This is a genomic window from Methanohalophilus mahii DSM 5219 (genome assembly GCF_000025865.1).
Taxonomy (GTDB): domain Archaea; phylum Halobacteriota; class Methanosarcinia; order Methanosarcinales; family Methanosarcinaceae; genus Methanohalophilus; species Methanohalophilus mahii.
Genome location: NC_014002.1, coordinates 999,419 through 1,021,604, shown reverse-complemented (window position 1 = coordinate 1,021,604; position 22,186 = coordinate 999,419). Strand labels below are relative to the sequence as shown.

The 22,186-nt window shown below is 38.7% G+C and carries 23 protein-coding genes and 1 tRNA gene; 8 read left to right on the top strand and 16 right to left on the bottom strand.

The window, feature by feature from the left end; all coding sequences use genetic code 11:
• Positions 1–7: 7 nt before the first annotated feature.
• The 4 genes from MMAH_RS05015 to MMAH_RS05000 form a co-directional block, all read right to left on the bottom strand.
• Positions 8–1,120, bottom strand: coding sequence for a sensor histidine kinase (locus MMAH_RS05015; RefSeq protein WP_013037458.1), 1,113 nt, complete (start codon positions 1,118–1,120; stop codon positions 8–10).
• Positions 1,121–1,316: 196 nt separating this feature from the next.
• Positions 1,317–1,389, bottom strand: a tRNA-Gln gene (locus MMAH_RS05010).
• Between the two features lie 52 nt (positions 1,390–1,441).
• A complete protein-coding gene (locus MMAH_RS05005; RefSeq protein ID WP_013037457.1) occupies positions 1,442–1,843 on the bottom strand; it encodes a hypothetical protein in 402 nt (133 codons plus the stop codon).
• Positions 1,844–1,853: 10 nt separating this feature from the next.
• Positions 1,854–2,174 carry a DUF2551 domain-containing protein gene (locus MMAH_RS05000; RefSeq protein WP_013037456.1) on the bottom strand — a complete coding sequence of 107 codons (321 nt, stop codon included), beginning with the start codon at positions 2,172–2,174 and terminating at the stop codon, positions 1,854–1,856.
• A gap of 103 nt (positions 2,175–2,277) precedes the next feature.
• On the opposite strand from MMAH_RS05000, the gene MMAH_RS04995 reads away from it, so the two are divergent.
• The gene (locus tag MMAH_RS04995) at positions 2,278–2,772 is read left to right on the top strand and encodes a hypothetical protein (protein ID WP_013037455.1); all 495 of its coding nucleotides are present in this window, start codon (positions 2,278–2,280) and stop codon (positions 2,770–2,772) included.
• Between the two features lie 1,315 nt (positions 2,773–4,087).
• Here the strand turns inward: MMAH_RS04995 and MMAH_RS10870 are convergent.
• Entirely contained in the window at positions 4,088–4,240 is a 153-nt protein-coding gene (locus MMAH_RS10870) for a hypothetical protein (protein WP_281033867.1), read from the bottom strand.
• Positions 4,241–4,534: 294 nt separating this feature from the next.
• Positions 4,535–5,017, bottom strand: coding sequence for an Hsp20/alpha crystallin family protein (locus tag MMAH_RS04985; protein ID WP_013037454.1), 483 nt, complete (start codon positions 5,015–5,017; stop codon positions 4,535–4,537).
• Between the two features lie 130 nt (positions 5,018–5,147).
• Between MMAH_RS04985 and msrA the strand changes: the two genes are divergently transcribed.
• A complete protein-coding gene (gene msrA / locus MMAH_RS04980) occupies positions 5,148–5,642 on the top strand; it encodes a peptide-methionine (S)-S-oxide reductase MsrA (protein ID WP_013037453.1) in 495 nt (164 codons plus the stop codon).
• Complete coding sequence (locus MMAH_RS04975) at positions 5,627–6,160, top strand: DUF2115 domain-containing protein (RefSeq protein WP_048902125.1); 534 nt, start codon at positions 5,627–5,629, stop codon at positions 6,158–6,160. The genes msrA and MMAH_RS04975 overlap by 16 nt, the downstream gene beginning before the upstream one ends.
• A gap of 7 nt (positions 6,161–6,167) precedes the next feature.
• Here MMAH_RS04975 and MMAH_RS04970 read toward each other — a convergent pair whose 3' ends face one another.
• On the bottom strand, positions 6,168–6,347 hold the full coding sequence (locus MMAH_RS04970) for a hypothetical protein (RefSeq protein WP_013037451.1): 180 nt from the start codon (positions 6,345–6,347) through the stop codon (positions 6,168–6,170).
• Between the two features lie 247 nt (positions 6,348–6,594).
• Here MMAH_RS04970 and MMAH_RS04965 point away from each other — a divergent pair, with 247 nt between their 5' ends.
• A complete protein-coding gene (locus MMAH_RS04965; protein ID WP_013037450.1) occupies positions 6,595–6,873 on the top strand; it encodes an ACT domain-containing protein in 279 nt (92 codons plus the stop codon).
• Between the two features lie 22 nt (positions 6,874–6,895).
• Complete coding sequence (locus MMAH_RS04960; protein ID WP_013037449.1) at positions 6,896–8,257, top strand: PFL family protein; 1,362 nt, start codon at positions 6,896–6,898, stop codon at positions 8,255–8,257.
• 5 nt (positions 8,258–8,262) lie between these two features.
• Here MMAH_RS04960 and MMAH_RS04955 read toward each other — a convergent pair whose 3' ends face one another.
• Entirely contained in the window at positions 8,263–8,781 is a 519-nt protein-coding gene (locus tag MMAH_RS04955; protein ID WP_013037448.1) for a shikimate kinase, read from the bottom strand.
• A gap of 144 nt (positions 8,782–8,925) precedes the next feature.
• Between MMAH_RS04955 and MMAH_RS04950 the strand changes: the two genes are divergently transcribed.
• The 3 genes from MMAH_RS04950 to MMAH_RS04940 all read left to right on the top strand — a co-directional run bounded on the left by MMAH_RS04950 (position 8,926) and on the right by MMAH_RS04940 (position 10,450).
• Positions 8,926–9,147, top strand: a complete 222-nt coding sequence (locus MMAH_RS04950; RefSeq protein WP_013037447.1) for a hypothetical protein — start codon at positions 8,926–8,928, stop codon at positions 9,145–9,147.
• Positions 9,148–9,307: 160 nt separating this feature from the next.
• The gene (locus tag MMAH_RS04945; protein ID WP_013037446.1) at positions 9,308–10,174 is read left to right on the top strand and encodes an MFS transporter; all 867 of its coding nucleotides are present in this window, start codon (positions 9,308–9,310) and stop codon (positions 10,172–10,174) included.
• Positions 10,175–10,222: 48 nt separating this feature from the next.
• Positions 10,223–10,450, top strand: a complete 228-nt coding sequence (locus MMAH_RS04940) for a hypothetical protein (protein ID WP_013037445.1) — start codon at positions 10,223–10,225, stop codon at positions 10,448–10,450.
• A gap of 47 nt (positions 10,451–10,497) precedes the next feature.
• Here the strand turns inward: MMAH_RS04940 and MMAH_RS04935 are convergent, their stop codons facing one another.
• The 8 genes from MMAH_RS04935 to MMAH_RS04900 all read right to left on the bottom strand — a co-directional run bounded on the left by MMAH_RS04935 (position 10,498) and on the right by MMAH_RS04900 (position 22,077).
• Positions 10,498–12,423 (bottom strand): hydantoinase/oxoprolinase family protein, encoded by a 1,926-nt coding sequence (locus tag MMAH_RS04935; protein ID WP_013037444.1) that lies wholly within the window; start codon positions 12,421–12,423, stop codon positions 10,498–10,500.
• Positions 12,420–13,298, bottom strand: a complete 879-nt coding sequence (locus tag MMAH_RS04930; RefSeq protein ID WP_013037443.1) for a cation diffusion facilitator family transporter — start codon at positions 13,296–13,298, stop codon at positions 12,420–12,422. Before MMAH_RS04930 ends, MMAH_RS04935 begins: the two co-directional genes overlap by 4 nt.
• Positions 13,299–13,346: 48 nt before the next feature.
• Positions 13,347–13,943, bottom strand: coding sequence for an acetate uptake transporter (locus MMAH_RS04925; RefSeq protein ID WP_013037442.1), 597 nt, complete (start codon positions 13,941–13,943; stop codon positions 13,347–13,349).
• Between the two features lie 225 nt (positions 13,944–14,168).
• A complete protein-coding gene (mtaB, locus tag MMAH_RS04920; RefSeq protein ID WP_013037441.1) occupies positions 14,169–15,551 on the bottom strand; it encodes a methanol--corrinoid protein co-methyltransferase MtaB in 1,383 nt (460 codons plus the stop codon).
• Between the two features lie 13 nt (positions 15,552–15,564).
• On the bottom strand, positions 15,565–16,335 hold the full coding sequence (mtaC, locus tag MMAH_RS04915) for a methanol--corrinoid protein MtaC (RefSeq protein ID WP_013037440.1): 771 nt from the start codon (positions 16,333–16,335) through the stop codon (positions 15,565–15,567).
• Positions 16,336–16,831: 496 nt separating this feature from the next.
• On the bottom strand, positions 16,832–18,217 hold the full coding sequence (gene mtaB / locus MMAH_RS04910) for a methanol--corrinoid protein co-methyltransferase MtaB (RefSeq protein ID WP_013037439.1): 1,386 nt from the start codon (positions 18,215–18,217) through the stop codon (positions 16,832–16,834).
• Between the two features lie 13 nt (positions 18,218–18,230).
• A complete protein-coding gene (gene mtaC, locus MMAH_RS04905) occupies positions 18,231–18,995 on the bottom strand; it encodes a methanol--corrinoid protein MtaC (protein ID WP_013037438.1) in 765 nt (254 codons plus the stop codon).
• Between the two features lie 67 nt (positions 18,996–19,062).
• A complete protein-coding gene (locus tag MMAH_RS04900; protein ID WP_172632578.1) occupies positions 19,063–22,077 on the bottom strand; it encodes a PAS domain S-box protein in 3,015 nt (1,004 codons plus the stop codon).
• Between the last annotated feature and the right edge of the window lie 109 nt (positions 22,078–22,186).

Here is a 22,186-nt window from a genome sequence, read left to right as displayed (position 1 = left end):
CCTGTGGTCAGAAGTGTATCGTAAAAGTCGTACCTTCAGATGTGTTCAGGTCGATTGTGCCGTCTATCTGGGAAACAAGATTTGTTACAAGTTGCAGCCCAAGGGATTCTGCATTTTTGAAATCTATTTCTTTTGGGAAGTCACCACTGTCATGCACAATTAGGCTATAACCACTATTTTCCTTAGCGAAATGGATATCGATTACACCATCCTGTCCTTCATTAAAAGCATGTTGCAGGGCATTGGAAACCAGCTCATTGATTATGATTCCAAGGGGTACGGCCCTGTCCATCTCAAGATGGACTTTGTCCACATTGATTTTTACAATTACTTTGTTAGTATCAAGATCATAGGAGTGCATAAGATATTCCATAAGCTCATTAACATAATCCAAAAAGTCGAGGGTTTTGCAGTCGCAGGATTGGTATAACTTTTCGTGTATAAGGGCTATAGAACGCACCCTGTTTTCACTTTGTTTGAAAGCTTCCACTACTTTATTGGGATTATAATTTGTCGATTCAAGATACAGCAGTCCGGAGACTACCTGCAGATTGTTTTTAATCCTGTGGTGAATCTCTTTTATTCTCATATCTTCAAATTCACGGAGGGATTTTTCGGCACGTTCCCGTTCAGCAATTTCCTTCTGTAGTTGCTGGTTGGCAAGGGTCAGTTCAGAAGTACGCTTTTCTACGATTTCTTCCAGCTTCTTGCGGTAGATGCTGAGTTCTTTCTCTGCACGCATCAGTTTGATGGCATCTCCTATTCTTTCAGCTAAGGCGTCAATCAGCTTGCGCTCCTCCTTGAGGAAAGGCCCCTCATCTGAATGTGGCTTCTTTTCAAGGTAAAAGACCTCAAGGTAACCAGCATGTCGGTTTTCAATAATTACGGGGGAGGCCTGTTTCCACTGACTCTCCTGGAAATTGGGGGTTGTAAATGTATTTTCTTCCAGGATAATCCTTGAACAAGCTATGTGTGGGTATTGCCAGGCGGAAGGAATGAATTCCACGATTTCCTGTAAAATTGTATCCAGATCGCTTCTCTTTTCGACAATTCTGGATATCTGGTAGAGGCAGTCTAATTCCTTGACCCGCTCTTCCAGATCATGTGTCCGCTTTCTCAATGCAGCTTCGACACATTTTGTATTCGGTTCATCCTTCTTTTTCTTAATGCTATTGCCTCCAACACATCGTATATTGGAGATTAATTACCTATGACTAATATCTCAGTATCTCTTGTATATATTTATATGGTACACTTAAGATCAGTCATATAGCAATAAGTAAAAAAGTTTTGAAATATTAACAAAAAAGGTTCAGTAGCCCGGCACGGATTCGAACCGAGGTTGCAGGATCCAGAGTCCCACATGATTGACCACTACACTACCGGGCTGCTACGAAAACGTATCCTACATTGGATATTTAGTATATAAAATTATCGGGAATTATATTTCATCCGGGTCTTTATTTAATATAGCAGTAGACCACCAGTTGGCCATATCTATAAGATCCTTACTGAACTGACTGGATAAACGGTATTCCTTATTCTTGTTAGATATGAGTCCCGCACCAAGTAATTTGTTGCGCATTGCATAGAAAGATGCTCGTCCAACGTCAAGCTCTTTCATTATTGACTCCCATTCACTTGTTTTAACAGCATTGCCACTCTTTTGGCGTTCTTCGATTATAGTCAGAAATTGCTGACCACGACGTGCGGTAGCATCTTCCTGAAAAAGCCTGCGCATAAGGCTATAATAAGGATCTCTGGAATGGGTAATCCGGGACCCCGAATCAGAACGTATTATTAGAGTTGTGGATGTGCGTGGGGCATCCTTTATTGATACCATGAATACTCATTCATGTAGATGGTTTTTCTCGCGCGGTAATGGCATTTTGTATCAAGTCCACATACTCTTCTTTCAGTGAGTACGTTGTAGGGGTCTTGTATGACTCCTTATGGGACCTTAAAATGCCCAATTTTGAATGTATATAACCAACCATGGAGGCCACTACACTTCTGGATACGTCGAACTGCTTGTTGATCTTTTCGTGAAGATCATCAACCGTAAACTGTTTTACGTTGAGAAGAATAGATAGTATATGGGTACGCAGTCCGCTCACGTCAAGTTCTACGAACTTTTTGAGACGGTTTTTTATCTTAGATCTAATAGCTTTCATAGAATTACCCCTATCTATGTATTAATTCATATATATACAATTAAACTATTTATATGTTTGTAATGTAATGTTGTTTCTGTAACTTTAATAGAGGCCTAATATAATGAATGTTTCTTTTGATAAATCAACCTTGCGCTATTCACTGCCAAATAAACTATTGTGCATAGATGATAATAGGTTAATTCCTCCTTTTGAAGAAGAAGTAAATGAAATGGGGGTGTGTAGTGAATGCGGAGGTCTGTTGTATTCCTTCACTTATCATAATTTTCAGGATTATAAGGCAGTAGTATGTCGCTGTGGAGATTGCTCTCTTCTAAGGATAATTCTTTTCGATCCTGCATGGGAGTGGGTGGGGGAATATCCGGTGTCAATTATTGAAAACGCCTCACAAGACTGTACCAATTTAGTTGAAAGTAACTCGATATCCGATATTGAAAACATTGCTGCAATAAAACTAGAGGCTGTATTTTCCTCTCGAGAAATCGAAGCTATGATTCAAAAATCAAAGGGTGAAAAATATGTTCGCCAGTATCTCTATAATGCAAGGAAAAAATATCCACGATTCAATGAATTGTTTGGTTATTACCTGGAGATTTAATTCTCACTTTTTGGCGCTCTTTTTTTTGCAAAAACATTTTTATTTTTTATGTTAAATTTGTATGGAATATTGCGGACTAACATTAAAACTATTTTGATAAAATATACAACTTAAAATTATTTAGTTTATTTTATTTTATGTATTATATATTAATTACAATAAATTAAAATAGTATAAGTAATTAAAAATAGTTACATTAGTAAATTTCATCTTAAGTGCACTCTTTTTAATTATTAATGTTTTGCATAATAAAAGTGCAAAGTTTTTCCTGGAGAAATCCTCAATTTAATTATTATGTTTATCTTGTGAAGTGAAGTAACATTGAGTGAGAGTTGGCATATTAAATGCTGGCCAGGTACATCTCACCTGTTACATAGTATATATGAACAGAATATTTATATTTGACAAATATGCGTTTCTTCTATTTTATTGTACACTAAATGGGGCGGTAGTGGAGTGGAACCACTCTATTCATATAGTATATGAAATAATTATGTTTACTGAATCTGTGCTTAACACCTAGTTGTCAAATTCATTCACATATATTATATGAATGTAGGAAAATATAGGTAAAGGCAGATACTTTTGCCAGGAGGACCTCTATAAAATAAGGGGGCGATTGAATAGTTATTTTTTGTGGAGTACCCTATGATTATGGCGTGAATATGCCTATGCTTTATATGGCCTTTTTTGTCTATTAGGTATATGGGTAGCGCACAATAAAAGTATATATACATATAATCTTATAATTTTATTCTTAATTATTTCTTGCATGAGTTCTTTCGCTTCTTTATTCAAGTATGAGATGAAAGTGGAAATTTTGCTATGTCTTTCATATCCTTTTCTAAACGCCACTCATAGGAGTATTGCCTTAATTATGCATATATAAATATACTACTATAATATTTATTTACTTTTTTATCTCTCACTTTTCAGGATTGTCACATAAATACTGTGTTTTTTAAGTGAGAATTGCATGCTTTGTTTGTAACGTTGTGCACTAACAACATAAAAGTATGTATATTAAAACATATTTACTATAAAATATACTATGTGGTATTTTATAGTAGTTCAATATATGCTTCAAAATGAATACTTTTGAAAACAAACGTTCATTCATTAATTGTATTATATATATTATAGATAGTACACTTTATGAAACATACTTTTCCGAATGAAAAATTCAAAAAAATCTTAATAAATAACTAATAAAAAAGAAAGATTTGTGGAAAGGTCCCCAGGGTTACCTTCTTCCACTATCAAGCCGTCGTCCATGAAGAAGACCCTATCAGCTACCTCTCTTACAAAACCCATTTCATGCGTGACGACAACCCATGGCCATACCTTCTTTTGCAAGGTCCCGGATGACAGCCAATACTTCTCCCACCATTTCAGGACCCAACGTCGAAGTAGGTTCATCAAATAGCATCACTTTCGGATGTATTGCAAGAGTTCCTGCAATTGCCACTCTCTGTTTCTGGCCGCCTGAAAGGAGGCTGGATAAGCATTTGCTTTGTCCTTTAATCCAACTTTCGTGAGGAGTTCCATCGCACGGATATTTGCTTTTTTTATCTATCCCCTCTCACAATAATGGTAGAAAGTGAGACATTTCTCAGGACTGTCATATGAGGAAAGAGGTTAAAGTGCTGGAAAACCATTCCTACTTCTTCACGAATGCTACTTGACACTATTAATTTATGCTTGGGATGAAAGAAATCCCTTTAATTGGCAAATAAAACAGGAGAAATAAATTAAAATAAGATCAATTCGAAGGGGAAGCCACTCTTCGTTTATACCTAATATCCATTACTCCGTGGTTGCAGCTGATTGACTCACTATCTGGATCAACACTTGCAGGCAGAGTTACGTGTTGTGTCTCAGTGCGTCCAGCATCCGGGAAATGGACCGCAACGTCTACTTCATTGTGGCGTGAAGAAATTGACACAAGGTCTTCTTCAACTTTAACGTCAACTGTTACGTAAACCTCCTCGTCAGTCTTAAATGTCTCAACCTGGGGAGTTTGATCTTTTACAAAAACATCCTCTGGTGTTTCTTCTGCTGACGGTGACTGTTCATTGAATTGATCATTATTCATGGGATTATGAGCAATGGAAAACCCGTATATGAAGGGTTTATTGTCATTACCTTCCCTCATCTTTTCAAAAACATACTGAAGAAGGTCTTCGATGTCTTCAAAAGAATTATTTTCATCTCCATTGTTGTCATCTTTTTTGCGATCATTCATGTTCTTTACCTCCTCGATGTAGTAAAAATAGATTGTTCGAGTATATGCGAACATAGTATATAAACCATTCCCTAGAAACTATTGAATAATTATATCTGGCAGAAAATCAATGAGATAATGGGGATTACACATGAGTTTGAAATCGATAGAAAAAGCGACATTTGCTGCAGGATGTTTTTGGGGAGTTGAGGCAGCATTCAGAGAAGTTGAAGGCGTTATTAGTACACAGGTTGGTTACACTGGAGGGAGTATGTCCAATCCCTCTTACAAAGAAGTTTGTACCGGGCGCACAGGCCACGCTGAAGCTGTTGAGGTTACTTATGATCCACAAATTGTAAGTTATGAACAAATGCTGGATATTTTCTGGAATATCCATGACCCCACAACACCTAATAGACAGGGTCCCGATATTGGAACACAATATCGCTCTGCTATATTTTATCATGACATTAAACAAAAAGAAATTGCTTTACGTTCTCTTCATAAGTTACAGGAATCAGGCAAATTCAACACTATAGTTACAGAAATTAAGCCTGCTTCTGAATTTTATCCTGCAGAAGATTACCATCAGCAATATTTTGAAAAAAAGGGGATATGTAGATCCGGAAAATGTGGCTGGAAATAAGTATGATCTGCGATCATGTCGACAATGGGCAAGAATTGATTACCAATCTCAAAAACAAGGCAAACCGGTTTACTCCTTCGGATTTTATGAAAATAAGATCCCGAATATTGCAAAGTACTGAAAACCTCCCTTCAAAATACAGGCAGATGTATGGCGAGGAATTATTCAGGCATCTTTATGAAACCATAGATGAGATTAGAAAATACAAGGCAACCCCTCAACTCCCAACCTTTGACAGGAAAGATTGCCTGGAACTAATTCAGCGTATCGATTTAATGCGGGAGGAGGATAATGAAAAAAACAAGTTGTTCACAGATATGGTCAAATTGACTTCAATATATCTAATATTTGTTGCAGGTAAACCCCTCCATCCTTTAAATATGGAATTCCCCGGAGGTCGCAAAATTGCAAAAAAGGACAATGCATATTATTGTCCTGTAAAAAACAAACAAAAAGATGTGGAAATTGCATTATGCAAATTTTGCATATGCAAAGATATGGATGAAATGGGAGAGTGAAAATCACTCAGATATTTGCTTCATCAACCAGCCTTTTGAAAAAAGCATCAGAATCTCCCTGTCCATCCAAAGGTCCACAGAACTTGATTAATTCCCAACCTTCGTTACCCATTTCATTCAATTCGTCTTTTGTCTTACTCCAGTCATCAGTTCTTATAGGTTTTATATCATATTCCCAGCAAGGCATGTGTTAACCACCCTTTTATTGTGTAACTAGAAGTTGCAACTGCATCATATATAACACTTATTAAAAATTATTTTTTATAATTGAACAAGTAAACTTTATTAGAATTGCTCTGATACATAAGGGACTATATTTGGAAATTTATTTAAATTATGTTTTATTTTTGTTATCCCGCTATGTAACTTGATGCACTATTAAATATGATGAAATCGTAGTTCCACCGTATTCTACATATCGAGGAGGACTGATTATGACATCCACACGTTTTGTTATCACTGTAATTGGAATAGATAAAGTAGGGATAGTAGCACATATAACAAATGTACTGGCCCAATTCGAGGTGAACATTGTGGATATAAGCCAGACTATAATGGAAGACCTGTTCACCATGATAATGCTTACAGAGTCAAAAGAAAAAGGATTTGACCTTGATGCGTTCCAGGATGCAATAAATGCTGCTGGAGATGAACTTGGTGTTGAGATCCAGGTACAGAAAGACGATGTATTCCGTTTCATGCACCGTATCTGAATTCCCAAAAGAGGTGGTATAAATGTTCATTCATCCTGAAGAAATAATGGAAACCATTCAGATGATTTCCAGCATGAACCTTGACATACGAACTGTCACAATGGGAATCAATCTGCGAGACTGTGCCCATCCTGATATTGATACTTTTAATGACAATGTTTATGAAAAGATAACACATCGCGCCAACAAATTGGTTGATGTTGCCGACGAAGTCGAACAATTGTATGGAGTACCCATAATCAATAAACGTATATCTGTTACACCAATTGCCACAATTGCAGAAACTTTCACACAGGAAGAGATAGTTTCCATTGCACAGACTCTTGACAGAGCAGCCAATGACATTGGAGTAGATTTCATAGGTGGTTTTACCGCTCTTGTCCACAAAGGGATGACAGCTGGCGACAGGCGGCTTATTAATGCAATCCCGGAGTCTCTTGCAGTTACGGAAAAAGTTTGTTCTTCTGTTAATGTGGCAACTACGAAAGCCGGCATAAACATGAATGCTGTGCATCTTATGGGAAATGTGATTAAAGAAACTGCAGACCTTACCAGGGACAGGGACGGTATTGGCTGTGCTAAACTCGTAGTTTTTGCAAACGCCCCGGAAGATAATCCTTTTATGGCTGGTGCTTTTCACGGAGTCGGTGAGGCTGATTGCGTCATAAATGTGGGCGTGAGCGGTCCCGGTGTTGTGAATTCTGCTATAAGGGACCTAGATAATCCTGACCTTGGGGAAATTGCTGAGTGTATAAAGAAAACCGCCTTTAAAATCACAAGAATGGGAGAGATGACCGGCAGGGAAGTATCCCGCAGACTGGAAGCTGATTTTGGAGTAGTGGACCTCTCACTTGCACCCACACCTGAAGTTGGTGATAGTGTAGCAGCTATCCTTGAGGCAATGGGGCTGGAAAGCTGTGGCACCCACGGAACCACGGCAGCTCTTGCATTGTTGAATGATGCCGTAAAGAAAGGCGGTGCAATGGCATCATCTTCTGTAGGCGGACTAAGTGGGGCTTTTATACCTGTAAGTGAAGATGCAGGAATGATAGAGGCTGTGAAACGTGGTTCACTGAAACTGGATAAGCTCGAAGCAATGACATCTGTATGTTCGGTGGGTTTGGATATGATTGCAGTTCCCGGAGACACTTCTGCCTCTACGATTTCGGCAATCATGGCCGATGAAATGGCTATAGGAATGATAAACAGGAAAACAACAGCAGTGCGTATTATTCCTGCACCTGGCAAAAATACGGGAGACATTGTTGAGTACGGAGGATTGCTTGGAAGCTGTCCGGTCATGCCTGTCCACAAATTCAGTTCGGAAGGGTTTGTTAAAAAAGCAGGTCGTATACCGGCACCAATACAGGCACTCACAAACTGAAAGTATCAAAAAGTGGAACTATAGAATACTTTACTCTTTTCCACAATATCATCTACAACTTTCTTTTTGTTTGTCATTTCATTGATGTCAACAACAATATCTGCATATTTCCGGTACAATTGACATCTTTCCAGATACAATTTCCTAATTCCTTTTTCCCGCAAGCCCACAAGCCCCCTTTTCCAGGGGTGGGATATCCTTTTTTTAATATTTGGAAAGGTATCATCAAGCAGTATAATTAAAGATTTTTCAGAAAGGATTTTCATTGCAGTTTCTGAGTAGATTGCACTACCACCTGTAGCAATCACCATTTTGTCCTTTAAATCCAAATCCAGTATGGCATCCTCTTCAACTTTGATAAAAGCTGAATCTCCTTTTTCATCAAGATAATCCTGTAATTGTCCACCGATTCTTTGCTTGATAAGATCATCTACATCAACAAAGCTATAGCCTAAATGGGAGGCAAGAAGTTTACCAATAGTGCTTTTTCCGACACCGGCCATTCCAATTAGGGTAATTATCATAAATATCACTTGGTTTTATTAAGGGATAAATGCAATGTTTGCAAATTAATGAATATTTACTAATTAAAAATTTTAATTCATCGGTTAGGTATATACGTTATAGTATCATAATTATTTTCGGGTCTATTCTAGGGAGGTTTCAATATGAGTGAACTAAGCAAAGAGACTATAGTTTCGGAAATGATGGAAACAAATGAAAAAACCCCTGTGGGTCATGCTTTAAAGATGTTGACCGACTTCAGCGTGGAAACAAAGAGAGGAACCGTAAATGGCAAAGCGGGAGATTATATCGTCAAGCGTAATAATGGAACCGTTTCTGTACTTAAATCTTCGATGTTCTTCCGAAAATACCGAGTCCTGCGTTGACAAAGGGCTTATTAATCTAACTTTTTTCGAACTCATTCTGGCCATTTTAGATATTCATTTTCCTGAACATTTCTATTTGTTATAATATTTTCAGATAGCAATAGCAACTGTTATTAATGCACTCCTCCATTGTGCAGTCAGTTCAACAGGCGGTAGATGGATGGAAAAGGGTAGATTACTTGTTTATTTATCTATATTTACTATAATGGGATTGTCCAATGCAGTGATACCTATTCTTCCTGAACTTGCAGGATTCGGGTCTGGAAATCATGCAGTTGAATTGTCAAGTCTTCTTTTTTCTGCCTACTTTATAGGAGCTTTGCTTACGATGTTGCCTTTTGGGATACTGGCAGAAAGATATGGGTTCATGAGATTTGTGACGATCAGCCTGTTGTTGACATTTTTTTCAGGAATTATAATGCTTTTTACCAATGAAATTCACCTGCTGATTCTTGCAAGATTTATGGAAGGAACTGCATGTGGTGCATTTTTCCCTGCGGCATTTTCTTACCTTGGCTCATTCAGCAGGAGAAAACAGTATATGGGAGAATTTAATTTTCTTTTAAATGCAGGACTTGCTGCAGGTGTTGCTTTAAGTGGTCTTTTGGCTACTACAGGCTTAAAATATGGTATAATGGCCTTTACTGTTATATCTTTCTTGACCCTTATTGCAGGGATAGGATACCTGTACCAAAATGGGAGGAATAAAGAAAAATCGAAGTCTCCGATCATTGCTGAAATTCGGCAAAAGGTCTCTACGACCTCCGGGTTTCTGGTAGACAGATCTTATACAGGAATCTGGATTATCGTTTTTGTACTAATAGGTACCAACGGTGTATTACTTTCGTTGTATCCTGATTACAGTACAGGCATGCTTTCCAAATCCGAACTGGGAATTGCCATTGCAGTAAGTTATATCAGCACAATGATATCTTCCATTTGGGTATCACATACATCCATGGAATCAAAACAAATGATCAATATGGGTATTGTGGTAGCAGCTTCAGGAACCCTGGCGACCATATAGTTGCCTTTTGTAGGATTTGCATTGCTGGGGTCTGGTTCAGGACTTGCGATGGTCGGATTACCAACACTGCTGGCATCAATGAGTAAGAACAAAGGGATCACAATGGGCCTCTACAGCACATATACCTACGGAGGTCTTGCAATCATGCCTATATTTGCAGGAGCCCTGACAGGAATAATGGGGTTAGAAACAATCTTTGCGAGTTTTGCAATTATCCTTTTCCTGACCCTTTTTGTTACTTATAAAATAAGATCAAATAAAACTTATATAGGTTGAGTTTCAGGGAATGGTATTGAAATCTACAAAGATACGACATTTTGAAATTAAAGTGGGGATGTACCTATTCCCATAATTGTCAATTGTGTTTCCATAGGAGGATGTTTCCACCCCTCAGGAATTATTTTCTTTTCCTTTATGTTGAAGGATATCTGATCTTTTTTGATACCACAGCTTTTCATATATTCAAATAGGACATTTTTGCCATTATCTATGGAATAGTCATAGGCTTGCGTGTAAGTTTGAAAACTCTTTCTTCCATTTTGGGAAAAAACAATGAAATCCTGATCAGGTTCTGATAAAGATGCAGGCCTTATAAGGTATTCAAGCCTTTTTATTCCTTTACCATATAGAGCCCCAATCGCATTTCCCACATCTGCATGATCGGGGAGGATTATATCAGCGTCCACAATCTTTCCAAGTAATTTTACATAAGGAGCTACAGGACCACCGATAAGAACTACAGGTAATTTCATCTTAAAGGTAGCAGAATAATTACCGGTCAGTGTATCCATTATACTCTCTTTTTCTATATTTGGTAGGGAGAAGCACATCAAATCATATGCCATATTGAGAGCGAATTTTTCTTTCAGTGTTTCACAAATTTCAAACTTACTGCTAAAAGCAAATCTTGCAAGAATGTCAGCCCCGATTGATGCGGCTTCCACATTCCATTGTTCATAATCTCCCAGTACATGTAATACATCTGTCGGAGTAAAACCTATAACCCGGATAAATCGTTTGCTTATAAGGGAATCCAGCATATTTGATGAAATGTGGCTTCTGGAGATGGAGGTCAGTTCCCTGTAAGACATAGGTTCATTGCCAAGTACATCAAGTACTTTTCTTTCAGAGTCGGTTAACTCATGTTTGCCAGAACCATTTTTAACGAAAAACCTAGCTGGTTGGATATTTTCATCACAGATATCCCTTTGTGGATGAGAAGCATTTTTCAATTTCGATACGAATCCCGGGTACATTTCTGCTGCAAGACTGAGGGGAATTACGCGACGAGGACCTATGAAAAGTCCCCCTTTACGCGTCCAGATACCACTATCTCCCCCCATTGCAGAGGTTTCCATATGAATTGCACGTACTCTGGTTTTCCATCCTCCTACAATTCCACCGGACTCACTTAGTTCAGGTACTCCTTTTGAAATGGATGAAACATCTGTACTTGTACCTCCCACATCTATTGTGACACAGGTATGCCTTCCACTTAAATGAGAAGCTCCTATGAGACTTGCAGCAGGCCCTGAAAATACGGTTTCTATAGGTTTTTTGAGTGCATCTTCAATACCAGTTACGGATCCATCGCATTTAAGCATCAAGAGTCGGGCACTGATTCCTCTTCTTCTTATCTCCTTAACTATAGTTTCAATAAATTGCTTTATTACAGGAATGAGCCGTGCATTCAGTGTAGCTGTTACAGCCCTTTCATAAGCTCCGATGTCCTGGGAGAGTTCATGACCACAAACAACTGGCATATCAACAATTGTTTGAATCATTTCTCTTGTTTTTATTTCGTGATCCGGATTACGGATACTGAAATGAGACGAAATTGCAAAGGCAGATACTTTATCCTTTACATTCTCAACAAAGGATTCGATGGTTTTTATGTCAAGTTCCTGCATTTCCAGACCTTTGTGATCATGGCCACCGTTTGCATGAAATATATGCTGGGAAGGAAAACCTTCACTTTCACTTCCGTGTTCCCCAATCAGTATAAGTGCTACAGGATATCCTGTATTCTCGAGGACCGTATTTGTGGCAAGAGTTGTAGAGACAGAAACTACTGCAATATCTTCAAGATATTGAAAATCAAGTCCATCAATTGAATTTTCAATGCCTTCAAGCAAATCAGGATAGGTTGTAAGTGCTTTGTTTGAACTAACTACCTCTCCTGAATTGTTTTCAATGATGACTACATCAGTATAAGTTCCGCCGGCATCTATGCCCAGACTATATTTCATATAAAATCTCCCTTCTTCTTTTTAGGTTCTATATGTACAGTAACATCCCTGACTGATGAATAACTTGCTTTTAAGGATGATTCTATTTGTTCAACGATTGGTTTGGTCTGAATGATTTTTATTTTGGGGTCCATACGCACATGCAGGTCAACATAAAGGTCGGAATCAGTTCCATGTGCCCTTACATTGTGACATTCGCTGGCCCCCTCTATTGAATTTACAAGATTGCAGATTTGCTTTTCATCAAGGCTAAATCTATCACTCAAAAAAATGCTGCTCTCCCAAATTAAAGAAAGGATTTCTTTAACCAAAAATGAAAAGAAAAAGATTGAAAGCACGATATCAATAAAAAAATATCCATGTTCAATACCTATCAAACCTATTAATGTAATTATAGTTAAAGCCACTTCTTCTCTGATGTTGTTAGACTTATTATATTTTTTATCTTCCTGCAAGGGGAATTGGATCTTTTTCATGGAATGGACTAATAGTAGAAAAAACATGGCAGAAAGCAGGACTATAATGTATCCTGATATATCAACAAAGGGGACTTTATGATAACTATATTTGCCTATAATCGAATGGCCTATTAAAAGTAACGAAATTATTCCAATTCCAAGAGCCACCAAAAACTGACCCATTTTTGCATATTTAGAATAACCATATGGATGCAGGGAATTGGGTGAGAGGGAAGTAACATAAAAAGTACCGGCAATAAACACAATTGTAAATCCTCTTAACAGTGAATAATACCCACTTGTTTCGAGGTAGACTATATCGTAAAAATATCCATACAATATCTTTGGTATGGAAACAAAAAAAATCAGGAATACAAATAGGAAAAAGTATTTTTCCAACAATGTTTTCCTGTACATTTCCAATCCTCCAAAATAAATGACATAAATATACCCATATGTTTTGTTTTAAATACCTGGAGCCACAGGCTTCTCACAAATTTCATTTAGTACCATAGCAAGAGCTGCATACAGTGAACCAAATCCGAGTAGGAGTCCATCAATACCTGCAATAACAAGTAAACCGGTCATTCCTGTAGCATTGATAATTGCAAGCAGGATGAACAGGATGAACAGGGTAAGGAACACAAATTGTATGACCCTGCTGCCATTGCACATTTTCAAGGTACCTATGAGCATCACAAAGGTGTAAACACCCCATATGAAGAGATAAGCAGCCATTGACATTGGTTCAGCTGCAGCGGCCCATCCAAGAGACTGTAAAATAATCAGCCCTGCAAGTGAGAACCAGAAAAGCCCGAATGCATTAAAGGCAGTTCCAGCAAATACATCTCCTTTCTTCCATGCCATTATACCTGCAAACACCTGGGCGAATCCACCCAGGAATATTGCCATTGAGACTACCATTGAGTCAAGTGGGAATAAACCTACATATGTAAGACTTAGTAAAACTGCTGAAAGCCCAAGACCCGTGAAACCAAGTGGTGCCGGGTTGGCCGTTTTATCGGCTACATCGGCTTGCACCATTTCAATATTTCCTTCCATAAATATCACCTCTATCATTTGAATTAATAGATCGATACAGACTAAAAGTTACAATAACTCACAATTAATTTAAACTAAAAAATAGGAGTAAAGGGAGGTTGTAAGTATTGCATTGCTTTTATATCTCCTCCTTGTTTCTTAGCTACGCTATATAGAAGATTACAAGGTGATTGGGGCTGTGAACCCCTAAAGGAGTCCACAGCTAAATGTCTGTATGTTTGCCGTTCAGAGACCGTAGTTCTCCGGCCTGAATACCTTGACTTCCTTTTTGTATTGTTCAAGGGAGTCGCTGAGGAACTTATCTGAATCATCAGTAAGTCCAGCCAGAGCTTCACTTGCATCAGCAAGTGCGTTCTTTTCGAATCTGGTCATCTGTAGTTTGGGATCTGCATTTTCAAGCAGGTTCACACATTCTACAGCAGCGTTCTTTGCACGGAGATAGATATCATCTGAATCCTTGACAATTGCTTCACCGATCTTGTAGGCATTGTCATAGGCCAGGATGTATCCCTGTGGATCCCTGTACTTGTCGGAGAGAACCATCATGTCCCTGAGGTTCTTGGATTGACCTGTCTGGAGGGAGACATTCATCAGTGCACAGTCGTATGCAAGGGATTCACTCCAGCACTGTACAGTTGTACCACCGAATTCACCGTGATATTCTACGGATTCATTGGACCAGAGGTCACAGCACTGCATTACCAGGTTACCCATTACATCGGAGTGGGCACAGGTGGAAGATTTACCTTCCTGGGCAATCGGGACACCTGCAATGGACTTTACAATGGTGTTCTCATAGCCACAGTCCTTACCCGGACCGACAGCACCTGCTTCATAGGCAGCAAGGGTACGTGGGGCGGATATAGACCTGGCAATTATTGCAAGGGTGTGGGCAAGGTTCTTGTCAAGAAGTCCGCCTGCAATGAACATTGCAGTGTTTGCCTGTGCACAGTCAGTATCACCAGCTGCGACGACATTGTTCTTCTTGGCAACTTTGGCAATGTCCTGCCAGATGTATTCCATATCCATAGTACCCAGGCAACCAATTGCAAAAAGCATACCTGGCACATCATTTCTCAGAATTGCACGGTCAAAGACTTCTTTACCACCCATGGTTTCGATGGATAAGAGATCTGCACCGTTTGATGCAACTTCTTCGAAAGATTCCATAAGGGTATTGTATTTTTCTCCCCTCAGCTGCAGGTAATCACGGTCTTCACGAATGTCACCAGGAGTGTGTCTCAGAGCGCATTTGATGCCGTATTCATCATGGTAATCTTCCATAATGGCTTTCTGTGCGTTTGCGACCTCTCCACCCCAGGTTGGGTTATTGGTCATCTGCTGAACGTGCTCGGTTTCCAGTACAACTGCCGGGAAACCTACCTGAACCATCCGTTCCATTATGTCACGGGTGATACGCTCATATTCCTTCACAAGTTTCTCTTTGGTCTCACCGGCTTCTGGCCTTGGTGCATAGTTTACTTCAGGTGTGGTGTAACCCGCACCAATCTCTAAGTCCAGACCTGCTTTTACAGGATTGGGAGAGTTTCCAAAAATCATATCGTCTGCGCTGGCATATGCCATCTTGGTGTATCTGTTTACTGTCATTTTGCTCACCTCTTCAGTGTTGATGGAATTGTTCCTTGAGTTTGCCAAGATCTGCGCCTGCAAGAATTGCCTCTGCCATCTTTGGTGCATCGGCAGCCTCTTCTCCGTATACTCCTAGTTCATAGGTTGATACGAAGTCCTGGTTTACAGCACCGCCACCACACTGGAATGGGACTTTTATACCTGCTTCAAGAAGCCTGTCATTGACAGCCTTGAATGCATACATTGTTGTGGTCATCAAAGCGGTTCCTGTTACCATCATTGGCTTTTCTTTCTTCACAGCTTCAATTACCTCATCTACCGGCACATCACGTCCAAGATCCACTACATCGAAACCATTTGCTCTCAGGAGGGCTGAGACAATAGACTTGCCGATGTCATGCACGTCACCTTCTGCAACATGACATACGATCTTACCTTTGGATACAGGTGGTTCCTTGGCCTGGGATTTACAGAAATCAATACCATCAAGCATTGCATCTGCAGACATCATTACATTTGGCAGGAAAATTATACCCTCATCATAGAGTTTTGTTACCACTCCCATTCCCACCATCAGGGCATCATCAATTAAAGCAATTGGATCCTTACCGGCTTTAATTGCTTTCTTAAGGCCCTCTACTGTGTCATCTTCTTCTCCCTCATAGATTGATTCTGCAATAGGGCGAATCAGATCGTCTTTTGGATAAAGTTCTGCTGCCGCGTCATCCGGCGTCATTGCTTTTTCCATTTTGACGTTATACCTTTCCAGAATTTCACTGGGGTCTAAGTCCAAACTGGTCATTCTACACTTCCTTCCATATTTGTTTTAAATATATCTAGGGTCAATGCCTGATGGCGATTGGCCCAACTCCAATCAATTGTGAGGTTTAATCAAACCTCATATTCAAATGCGATATAATCATATATAAACATTTCTATTGTTTGGTGCTTATATATAAAGATTGCTGATTATTCTGCATTCATATCTATATATTTATACAGTCAAAAAAGTGGCTATAGGTTGCTTTTTTTTTCAGTATATACACCTTTATTCAAAAAATAACTACTTTTAGTTGCAACAATACTTATATATAATAATGATAAAGATCAATTGAATAAATAATATAAATACATAATTACTATTTAATATATACATAAAATACTTCTAATTATACACACGTTGCAGAATAGCGTTTTCAAAAAGACATTACTAATAAATTAATTATCACACAATGAATAGAAATAACTATATATAGGAGAACCTGAAAAAACAAAATTAGTAGTTAAAATTATAGAAATCAAAGGCCATAATTTGATGCATTAAAGGTTTCCACTTCAGATGAATAGGTATCCAGGCAATTACAAATAAAAGATTCCATGTCTTCGTCCAATGATTTTAGGTCATTTTGGGCTTTCTTTATTGTGGCTTTTTCAAACTTGGATAACGCCAGGAATCCTTCAGAACCACTTTCTATTAATTCACAAGCTTTTATGCCTGCCTCTTTTCCCCTCAGGTACAAATCATCCGGATGGGCAGTTATTATTTCACCAATACGATACGCATTGTCATAAGATAGTATGAATGCCTGTGGATCCCTGTATCTGTCCGAAACCATTAGCACATCACGCAGGGTTTTACCAACTCCGGCTTCCAATGCCGTATTCATCATGCTGCAATCGTAAGAAAGGGTTTCTCCCCAACACTGTACAGTGGTTCCTCCAAAATCTCCCCGGTATTCCACAGATTCATTGGACCATAGATCGCAACATTGCATGGCCATATTGCCCATCAGATCCGAGTGGGCACATGTGGAACCTTTGCCTTCCTGGGAAATGGGGTAACCGGTAATTGCTTTAATGATATTGTTCTCATAACCACAGTCCTTGCCCGGACCAATTGCACCTGCTTCATATGCAGCAAGGGATCTTGATGCGGAAATAGCCCTTACAACAGATGCCACACTATGGGATAATTTGAAGTCAAGGAGTCCCCCTGCAACAAACATTGCAGTGTTTGCCTGTGCACAGGCCGTATCACCCGCAGGTACTACTTTATTTTTCTTTGCAATACTGCAGATATCCTTCCATATATACTCAACATCAAGCGCGCCAAGTATACCAACTGAAAAGATTACTCCCCGCATGTCATTCCTCAGGATAGAATGATCAAATACTTCTTTACCTCCAAGGGATTCGATCGACAACATATCCGCTCCTGAAGAAGCAACTTGCTCAAACGATTCAAGTATCCGGGAATAAGCATCTCCCCGCAGATCGATGCTTTCCCTATCTCCCCTGACATCACCCACTGTGTGCCTGAGGGCACATTTGATACCATATTCATCATGATATTCTTCCATGATAGCTTTTTGAGCAGTTGCAATATCAGCCCCCCATTCAGGATTGTGTGTCATCTGTTGCACATGTTCAGTTTCAAGTACTACTGATGGAAAACCAACCTGGACCATCCTTTCCATTATGTCACGGGTAATACGCTCGTATTCGTTTACAAGCTTAGCCTTATTTTCAGCCGCATCCGGACGGGGAGCATAATTGACTTCAGCAGTGGTATATCCAGCACCGATTTCCAGATCAAGACCGGTTTTCACAGGATATTTTGAGTGGCCAAAAAGAAGGTCTTCAAAATTGTCATATTCCATGGAAGAATAACGTTTAACAGACATAATATGGATCTCCTCAGTGTTTATGGAAAGTATCCCTTAATTTCCTTATATTCAATCCGTGCAGGATGGAATCTGCAATTTTTGGTACGTCTGCAGCTTCTTCGCAATATACCCCTAGATCATAATCGGAAATAAAATCCTGAGTAACAGCACCTCCACCACAGACCACAGGTACATTTATGTCACTTGCAAGCAGTCGCGAATTCACATCTTTGAAAGCATGCATTGTTGTGGTCATCAAAGCGGTTCCAGAAAGCATGATGGGTTTTTCTCTTTTGGCTGCGGCCACAACTTCTTCAACAGGCACATCTTTTCCAAGATCAATAACATCATAACCATTGGCACGTAAAAGAACAGTTACAATCGTTTTTCCGATGTCGTGTATATCACCCTCCACAACATAAGAAATGATCTTACCCTTTGATTCATGAACCTGTTTTGATTGTTCCTTGCAGTATTCTATACCTTCAATCATTGCCTGGGCAGAGATAATAACATCCGGCAGGTACAACAATCCGTAATCATAGAGAGTAGACACTACTTCCATTCCTGCCATAAGAGCATTGTTTATAAGTGAAAGGGGGTCTACTCCGGAATCAATTGTTTTTTGCAAACCAGCAACAACTTCATCTTCATCACCTTCAAAAACAGATTTGGCAACTCGGCGAATGTGGGGATCTGTGGGGAACAGCTGTTCTGCCACTTCTTCAGGAGTCATGTCGCTTTCAACCAATATGTTGTAGCGTATCAAGATGTTTTTAGGATTGATATCTATCATTTTTGCCCCACTCTAACTGCATTACTGATTTTCTATTACTCTGTAGTAATAATTTATGAATTTATCGTCATTCAACAATTCTATTGACAACTACTACTACCTCACTACCGTTCCATTCCCCCTTTTGCATTGTAGTATCGACATTTATTAGATTATTGTTTTTGTCCATCAAAGTGAACAAGTGTTGCTGTTTGTTACCTTTGAGTGCTTCATTAAAGGCATTTGCAGCATCAAGTACCTGAGCATGTGAATGAATTTTTATAAAATTCATACCTGTTATTTCCTGTTTGGAATATTTCAGGGTTTTTGAAACGTTAAGATTGGAGTAAAGGATGCAACCTTCTGAATCCACTACATAAATCATCTCAGATATTGTGTCAAAGAGAACCTGTAAATCATACTGGCTTTTCTGGATACCTGCTTCTTTTTCTATCCTGTCAAGTACAGAACCTATCTGGTTTGCCACAGTTTCAAGCGAGTTACGTATAGAATATGGAATCTCATAATTTTTATGAGATCCCAAAAACAATACCGCAGATAAATTATCATTGGTTATTACAGGGATAATGGCTGTTGCCAAAAGGTTTTCTTTGCCTTTTTTGGATTTAGAGAAGGGATAGATCTCAGAATAGAGTTTGTATACGGGATATTGTACTAACAGGAACTTCCCTCTAAGTGAATCTTTTTCAATTGTAGAATGATTTTCAGCAAATTCATCGGAAATATTACGATGCGCTACAATATTAAGGTCTTTACTGGATTTGTCAACAATATAAAGGGCACCTGCATCCACCCCTTCGATATGAAGAGCTAGCTCGAGTAACTGATCAAACATTTCCTGCATATCACCGGTGGGAGTCAGGAAATTCCCAATATCGGTATCAATATCCAAAAAACGATTTACTCTTTTTCTTTCAGTGATATCAAGGATTATTCCCTGGTAATGGCTTATTTCACTATTCTCATATTGGATGGAACCTCGTTCTTCAACCCAACGCACCTCTCCTTTTTTTGTGATTATGCGGTATTCCAGATTGTAATCCGACATTCCTTCATCTGAATATTTTGCAAGTTTCTGGTGGACATAATCCAGATCAGAAGGATGTATGATATCCCCATATTGTAATTTTCCAGAAGTAAATTCCTCGGGCCTGTAACCAAAATTTTCAATGTTTTCAGATACAAATTCCACCGGCCAATCTTCCTCCGGGGCCCAAAAGAAAACTATCGCAGGACTGGTACGAATTACAGATTGAAGCACTTTCAGGACCTTAAACGTTTCAAGAAGTTCATTCTCCTTTTCTTTTTGTTGTGTAATATCGCTTATAAATGCCATTACTGCAGGTTTGCCTTCATGGTCGATCACAGATGTGCTTACGATTACAGGTATTTTTTTACCATTCCTTGTAACCAGTTCAATTTCATCCCTGGAATGAGACATCTCCTTTTGCTGTATATATTGCTGGCTTTTTTTGGCCACCATGCGGCGGTATTCTTCAGCAACATAATTCTTAAAATCCGTATCAATTATTGAATCACAATCGTTGTCTACAAATTCACAAAACATCGAATTTGCATATTTAAGTTTACCATCCTGAATTACTACTATTGCATCATTGCCCTTTTCCACAAGAGAAGAATATTTGTTTTCAGAATCACGTAACGATTTCTCGGCCATTTTATGTTTTATCGTAGTCCATATATCCTGTATAAAAAGTTCTAATTGATCTTTTTCCATTTCTTTGAAGGCTATATTCCTGCTAAACCCTGCAACCATTTCGAGCTGCTCATTTTCGAAAATTGGTATTTCAACAGTCTTTCCCGCATCCAAAACATTGTATTTTCTATCTTTGAAATCAAGATTTTCAATTCTTCCAGATACGAATGATTCCAGATCTTCTGTATCAGGAGTATACAGTATTTTTTCAGTTTTGCCATCCAGCCCCACCTTGCAAAGGTAACCCCTATTGCTGTCTGTAAATTCAACTATAAGTTCAAGAGCAAAACGGGCTACTTCATCGAAAGAAAATACTTCCATCTGATTTAATTTTAAAAGGGCTTCAAGGCGGGATTTGTTCATTTGAAGAGTGCTTTCAGCACTTTTTTGCAGGGAAATATCTTCAAAGATGCCTATCCCCCCCTGTAAAACACCATCGAGGAGCAAAGAATTACATGTGATTTTTATCGATTTGGATGAATATTGAGTATTTACCTCATATTCTCCCCTGTAAGAAAGAGCGTTTCCGGAAAGCACCTGTTTAATCTCTCCAGATACTTCTTTATCAGGAATATAATCAAAAATTTCAGGTTCTGCCTTTTCAGCAATAAAAGATTTAAATATAGATTTAAAGGCTTCATTGGAATGTCTTATTCTACCTTTCCTGTCAAAATAAACTATTCCAATCGGTGTTTTTTCAAAAATCGACCTGTATTTCTTTTCAGCCTCTTTGAGATGTTCCTCTGCTTCCTTTTTAGCTGATATATCCCGGAATACAACCATCACTGCAGGTCGATTGCCATACTCAACAAGTGATGAGGACAACTCAAAAGGAGTGACTTTACCTGATGTTGAAAGCAATTCGACCTCATATGTCATTTCCCTGTATATTTTCTTTTCAATACGTTTGGTATATTTTTTGTACAACATCCGACGATATTGAATCGGAAAATAATCCAGGAAATGCGTACCTTTTATTTCATCCCACGTTTTACCAACAATTGTTCCGAATTTACGGTTTGCAAACTGGATTTGCTCATCTTGAATTATGATTATTCCTTCAGAAATACCCGATGTGAAAATGGAGAGCAGGTCTTCAAATTTTTCAGTTTCATTTTCAGAAAAAGGATGATTTTCAAGTGTGACCATAAATGCCGGTGCATCAGGCAAAGCAGGATTCAAATAATGAGCTGTAAAATTGTAGGCTTCACCTGCACTATCTTCAATGGAATAAATCGTTGGTTCATTTTTAGAAGGTATATTTTCGAGGGATTCAACAATTTCTTTTTTGGTGAAAGGCCATATTTCAATATCGAAAACTGATTTTCCAAAAAGGTTTCCAGGATGTCCTAAAAAACTGTCCATTTTGGAATTTACATGTATTATGTTAAATTTACTATCAAGTAGAAGAATACCGATATCCAGAAAGTCTAATGCGGGTTCAAGATAAATTTGCCCTTTTTTTAAAGTAGGT